The 5,975-nt window shown below is 74.6% G+C and carries 6 protein-coding genes; 1 reads left to right on the plus strand and 5 read right to left on the minus strand.

Going from position 1 to position 5,975, the window contains the following annotated elements; genetic code table 11:
- Positions 1 to 75: 75 nt before the first annotated feature.
- From EEJ42_RS35250 to EEJ42_RS35260, 3 genes are all read right to left on the minus strand, one after another.
- Complete coding sequence (locus EEJ42_RS35250) at positions 76 to 690, minus strand: O-methyltransferase (protein WP_123106295.1); 615 nt, start codon at positions 688 to 690, stop codon at positions 76 to 78.
- Positions 691 to 760: 70 nt separating this feature from the next.
- Entirely contained in the window at positions 761 to 1,420 is a 660-nt protein-coding gene (locus tag EEJ42_RS35255; RefSeq protein WP_246097581.1) for a response regulator transcription factor, read from the minus strand.
- On the minus strand, positions 1,399 to 2,595 hold the full coding sequence (locus tag EEJ42_RS35260) for a sensor histidine kinase (protein WP_123106292.1): 1,197 nt from the start codon (positions 2,593 to 2,595) through the stop codon (positions 1,399 to 1,401). The genes EEJ42_RS35255 and EEJ42_RS35260 overlap by 22 nt, the downstream gene beginning before the upstream one ends.
- A 134-nt stretch (positions 2,596 to 2,729) precedes the next feature.
- Between EEJ42_RS35260 and EEJ42_RS35265 the strand changes: the two genes are divergently transcribed.
- The gene (locus EEJ42_RS35265; RefSeq protein ID WP_123106293.1) at positions 2,730 to 3,362 is read left to right on the plus strand and encodes a DedA family protein; all 633 of its coding nucleotides are present in this window, start codon (positions 2,730 to 2,732) and stop codon (positions 3,360 to 3,362) included.
- Here the strand turns inward: EEJ42_RS35265 and EEJ42_RS35270 are convergent.
- Both EEJ42_RS35270 and EEJ42_RS35275 read right to left on the minus strand, forming a co-directional pair.
- Entirely contained in the window at positions 3,331 to 4,191 is an 861-nt protein-coding gene (locus EEJ42_RS35270; protein WP_123106294.1) for an HAD family hydrolase, read from the minus strand. The two genes, EEJ42_RS35265 and EEJ42_RS35270, sit on opposite strands and share 32 nt — an antisense overlap.
- Before the next feature lie 34 nt (positions 4,192 to 4,225).
- On the minus strand, positions 4,226 to 5,975 hold a 1,750-nt coding region (locus EEJ42_RS35275; protein ID WP_184503432.1), incomplete at its 5' end, for a cysteine protease StiP domain-containing protein.

Consider the following 5,975-nt stretch of genomic DNA (forward strand, 5'->3'; position numbering starts at 1 on the left):
CCCCGCCCGGCCGGGCCCACCGGCACCGCTGGCCCCACCTCCCCCGCCGCCACCGCGGCGCGGGCGCCCGGCAGGTCAGCGGCGGCGGCGAGCCAGGGTCAGGCCGTCGGCGATCGTGAGCATGACCGCCTCCATGCGGTCGTCGGCCGCCACGTGGTCGTTGAACTCCTTGATCGCGGCGCCGCCCCCGGTGGCCGCCGGGTCGACGACGTCCCCGTGGTAGAAGACGTTGTCCGCGACGATCAGCCCGCCCGGGTTCAGCCGGGGCACCAGCTCCTCCCAGTACGGGATGTAGTTGCCCTTGTCCGCGTCGAGGTAGGCCAGGTCGATGTGCGGCTCGGCGGGCATCGCGCGCAGGGAGTCCAGGGCGGGCGCGATCCGCAGGTCGATGCGGTCGGCGACGCCCGCCTCGGCCCACGCTGCCCGCCCGTACGCGGTCCACTCGTCCGATACGTCGAGGGCGACCAGGGTGCCGTCGGCGGGCAGGGCCTGCGCCATGGACAGCGCGGAGAAGCCGGTGAAGGTGCCGACCTCCACGATGTGGCGGGCGCCGGTCAGCCGGACCAGGAACGCCAGCAGCGGGCCCTGTTCCTCGGCGGACTGCATCCCGGCGTACTGCGGGAGCTGTGCGTGCGTCACCTCGACCAGTTCGCGCTGCACGGGGTCGAGCGGCGGGTTGTGGGCCAGCATGTAGCCGTACAACTCGCTGGTGATCGGAGTGCTCTTGCTCTCGGCCACGAGGTGGGCCTCCCTCTCTTGCCTAGCTTCCCAGGTAGCGCAGTACCGCCAGAACGCGGCGAGAGTATCCCGAGCTGCCGGGGAGTTCGAGCTTGTCGAAGATCGCGTTGATGTGCTTCTCGACGGCGCTGCGCGACACGTGCAGCCGCTCGGCGATCGTGGCGTTGGCGTGGCCCTGGGCCATCGCGTCGAGGACGTCGCGCTCGCGCGGGGTGAGCCGGGCCAGCGGGTCGGTGTGGGTGCTGCGGGAGAGCAGGCGGCGGACGACCTCGGGGTCGAACGCGGCGCGGCCCGCGGCGACCCGCTCCAGGGCGTCGAGGAACTCGTCGACCTGGACGACCCGGTCCTTCAGGAGGTAGCCGACGCCCTCACCCGGCCCGCTCAGCAGCTCGGTCGCGTACCGCTTCTCGACGTACTGCGACAGGACGAGCACGCCGACCGCCGGGTGGCGTCGCCGGATCTCCAGGGCCGCCCGCAGCCCCTCGTCGGTGTGGGTGGGCGGCATGCGGACGTCCACGACGACGGCGTTTACGTCCGGGTGCCGGTCCACGGCCTCCAGCAGCGCGGTGCCGTCGCCGACCGTGGTCACCACCTCGTGGCCCTCGTCGGCGAGCAGCCGCACCAGGCCCTCGCGCAGCAGGGTCGAGTCGTCGGCGAGGATCAAGCGCAGGGGGGCAGGCATGGCAGCTCCGCGGTGATGGTGGTGGGGCCGCCGGACGGGCTGGTCACCCGGAGCCGGCCGTCGAGCGCGGCGGCCCGGCGCGCCAGCCCGAGCAGACCGCCGCCCGCCGGGTCGGCGCCCCCGGTGCCGTCGTCGGTGATCCGTACGAGGAGGGTGTCCGCGCCCTCGCCGAGAGCGTCCGCAGGTCCATCTGTCAGCGCCACGTCGATACGGGACGCACCCGAGTGCTTGACCGCGTTCGTCACGGCCTCGGAGACGACGAAGTACGCGACCGTACGGACCCTCGTGCCCGGCTCCGCCGCCAGCCCGTACTCCAGCCGGACCGGGATCGCCGACCGCTCGGCGACCCCCTCCAGCGCCACCCGCAGCCCGGCCTCGTCCAGCGCGGCCGGGTAGGCGCGCCACGCCACCTCGCGCAGGTCGTCGAGGGCCTGGCGGCTCTCCTCGTGGGCCTGGACGAGCAGGGCGTGGGCCCGCTCCGCGTCCCGGCTGCGGCGCGCCCGGCCCAGCAGCATGCCGAGCGCGACGAGCCGCTGCTGCACCCCGTCGTGCAGATCGCGTTCGATGCGCCGCCGCTCCTCGTCCACGGCGTCCACGACCCCGGCGCGGCTGGCGGCCAGCTCCTCGATGCGGTGGTGCAGGGCGTCCCGCGGGCTGGGGCCGAGCAGGTGCCGGGCGAGCAGCGCCTCCCAGGCCGCGACCGCCACGACGCCCTGCGCCGCCAGGATGAACAGGACCACGCCGCCGAACCCGGTCATGACCAGGTCGAACCAGTGATCGCCGCCGAGCACCGGCACGCCCCACAGCAGCAGCGAGCCGAATCCGGCGCCGATGACGGCCAGCGCGGGCACCACCCCGCCGAGCAGGCCCAGCGCCCAGCGCGTGGCGACGTAGCGCAGTGCCTGCTCGCCGCCGTACTCGGGGGTGATGTCCGCGTCGAGGAACCGGGCCAGCCTGCGGCGTTCCGCCTCGGTGAGCCATCGGGCGCCCGCCGTCAGCGGGCGCAGGGCGCGGGCGCGGGCGCGCGGACGGGTGGTCGGCCGGGTGGTCACGCACAGCAGGGTCAGCCCGGCGGTCACGGTGTACAGCAGCTCGGCGACGGCGGTGCCCGCGCCGATCAGCAGCCCGGCCACCAGCCGCAGCCCGTGCCGTAACCACTTCCCCGACGTCCCCATGGACCGCAACGCTAGCCGCCGCCGGCCACCGGCACACTGAGGATTTCCGCAGGGTGTGGCTGCGGTGCGGGCCCGTACGGCCGGGCGGTCGGCCTCATGGTCCGCGGGCGCGCCGATTTCTAGCGTTCCGTGCCATGACCGATCGCATCACCGACTGGGCCACCGGCCTCATGGACGCCCTCGGGGCGCCGGGCGCGGGCGTCGCCATCGCACTGGAGAACCTGTTCCCGCCGCTGCCCAGCGAGGTGATCCTGCCGCTCGCCGGGTTCGCGGCGGGTCAGGGGCGGATGAACCTGTACGCCGCGCTGCTGTGGACCACGGCCGGTTCGGTCGTCGGCGCGCTCGCCCTGTACGGGGTGGGCGCGCTGCTCGGCCGGGACCGGACCCGCGCGATCGCCGCGCGGCTGCCGCTGGTCAAGGCCGCCGATATCGACCGGACCGAGCGGTGGTTCCGGCGGCACGGCACCAAGGCGGTCTTCTTCGGCCGCATGATCCCGATCTTCCGCAGCATGATCTCGGTACCGGCCGGCGTCGAGCGGATGTCGGTCCCTGTCTTCCTCGCCCTCACCACCCTCGGCAGTCTGATCTGGAACGCGGCGTTCGTGCTGGCCGGTTACGCGCTCGGCGACCACTGGCACCGGGTGACGGACTACGTCTCGGCGTACTCCAAGGCCGTGCTGGGCGCCGCCGCACTCGCGGCGCTCGGCTTCGCCGTCACCCGGCTCGCGGCGCTGCTCAGTCCCGGCCGCGGGAAACGGCGCGGATGACCTCGCGGCGGGCCTTCGCCCAGTGCAGGGAGGCGTGTTCGGACAGGGCGCGGGCGATCGCCTCGCCCGCCGCGACGCCCTGCTCCTCGACCGCCGTGACCTGCGGTGCCGTCCAGCCCGCGGTGGCCAGTTCGCCGTGGCCTGGGCGCCAGGCGTGGTCGGCGGCCTCCAGCAGGTCGGCGTCGAGGAGCGAGTCGCCCGCGGTGAGCACCTCGTCCGCGCCGGTGCGGCGCGTGACCTCGGCGAGGGCCGCGCTCTTGGTGAGCGGCTTCGGAACGGCGTAGATCTTGCGGCCCTGGAGCGAGACGGTCCAGCCGCGCGGCTCCGCCCACACCGCCAGCTCCTTGACGTAACTCTGGGGCAGCAGCTTCCGCTCCACCACGAGGTACGCGAACAGGTCCTCCGCGACCCGTTCCTTGAGCAGCCAGGCCGGGTCGGCGGTGGCGGTGAGGTGGGCGCGGACCTCCTCCAGCGGGGCGCAGGCGTCGGCCAGGGCGCCGCGCACGCCCGCGTGCCACTCGGGGTCGGACTCGCCGTCGACCAGCAGATGGCCGCCGTTCGCGCAGATCGCGAAGCGCGGGGGCGGGCCGGGGAGATGGACCCGCCGGTACTGCTCGGGGGTGCGGGTGGTCGTCGGTACGAAGACGGAGGTACGGCCCAGCTCGGCGACCAGTCCGGCCGCCGCCTCCGTCAGATACGACAGGGGCTTGCCCTGGTACACCTCGACGCACAGCAGCCGGGGCGCCTCGGCGTCGGGCATGTCGAGTCCGAGCGCCGCCGCCGAGTAGATCAGCGTGCGGTCGAGATCGCTTGCCACCAGAACGGTCATCGGGCCGCCTCCGCCGGGTAGGTCGTCATTGCGTTCATCTCGCCGCCACCGCCTTGCCGTCCGCGCCCGTGGCGCCGCGGGTGTAGCGCGGGTGGATCAGCCCCACGCAGGTGTACGGCAGGCCGTCCGTCTCCTCGACCGGCACCCCGCGCTGCTCGGCGAGCAGCCGTACGTGGTCCAGGTCCGCGCCCGCGCCGCGCTTGGCGAGGATCTTCCAGGGGACGCGGCGCAGCAGCACGCGTGTCGTCTCGCCGACGCCCGGCTTGACCAGGTTGACGTCGTGGATGCCGTACTCCTCGCTGATCCGCTCGACGGCCCGCCACCCCTCCCAGCTCGGGGTGCGGTCGGCGGCGGCCAGCTCCTTCACGTCCGCCGCCACGTCGTCGGCGACCTCCTCGAAGCGGGCCGTGATGGCGTCGAGGAAGTCACCGGACAGGTCGGCGTCGGCCAGCTCGCGGTAGAACTTCGCGCCGTGGAAGTCGTCCGGTCCGACGAGGTCGGAGCGGAGCACGGTGCGCGATATCAGCCCGGAGACGGTCGAGTTGAGGCACGCGGAGGGGACGAGGAAGTCGTCGCGGGTGCCGTAGGTGTCCACGCAGCGGCCCGGGTCGACGAGGACGGCGATCCGCGGGTCGAAGTCCGGGTACGGGGCGAGGGCGTCCGACAGCTCGCGGGTGATCGCGCCCTTGCCCGTCCAGCCGTCGACGAAGACGACATCGGCCGGGTCGTGGTGGTCGGCCAGCCAGCGCAGCGCGGCGGTGTCGATGCCGCGGCCGCGCACGATGGAGACCGCGTAGTGCGGCAGGTCGAGCCCGTGGGCGTGGCGCGCCCAGCGGCGCATCAGCACGCCGACCGGGGTCCCGGCCCGGGCGAGCGAGACGAGGACGGGGCGCGGGGAGCGCTCGGCGAGCACGGTCTCGGTGACGGTGCCGACCGCGCGGGCGATGCGGGCCGCGGAGGTGTCGAGCGCGGCCCGGAACAGCTCCTGGTACTCCTCGCTGGGCTGGTACTCGACGGGCAGCGACTCGGCGTAGTGCGCCCCGCCGCTCTGGATCGCTTCCTCGCGCTCCTCGGTGGGGGCTTCGAGGGTGACGTGGGAGAAGTCCTGGAGCAGCCAGCCGACGTCGTCGGGGGCGTAGGACGAGAACGCGGGACCGCGCAGGGGCTCGGGCGGCGGTTGGTGCATGGAGGGGGCCTGTCGTTCGGGGACGGGAGCGGTGGCTGTGGGGGGTGGCGGTACGTGGGAGGGGACGACGGCCAGCAGCAGCCGGTCGGTGTGCGGGGCCAGCCGCGCGAGCAGCCCGTCGGGGGCGTGCAGCGCGGGGGTGTCGGCGGCCGAGTCCACGACGGCGACGACCGCGTCGAAGCGGCGCGCGGGGTCGGTGCCGGGCGCCACGTTGTAGGCGTAGCGCGGACCGGGCCCGTCGGCGGGGGCGTCATGGGCGGGGAAGGTGAGCGCGGTACGGATCGCGTACCCGGCGTCGTCCACGGCGAGCACGGGCGACCGCGTGGTGGTCGAGTACCGCACCTCGGCCCCGTCGAGTACGTCGTCCAGCGCCCCGGCGAGCCGCAGCGGGGCGTACATCAGCTCCTCGAAGCCGAGCACGAGGACGCGGCGCGGCTTGGCGGCGAGGGGTTTCCGGTCCGGCGGCCCGGGGGCATCGGCGGCGGTCAGGGCCTCGGCGAGGCGTGCCGCCATGGCCGGGAGCGCCGCCTCCAGGCGGGTGCGGTGGGCGGGGGTGAAGCCGTGGCGGCCGCCGTCCGGCAGGCCCTCGGGCCAGCCC

It is taken from the genome of Streptomyces botrytidirepellens (genome assembly GCF_003721215.1).
In the GTDB taxonomy this organism is placed as follows: Bacteria; Actinomycetota; Actinomycetes; order Streptomycetales; family Streptomycetaceae; genus Streptomyces; species Streptomyces himastatinicus.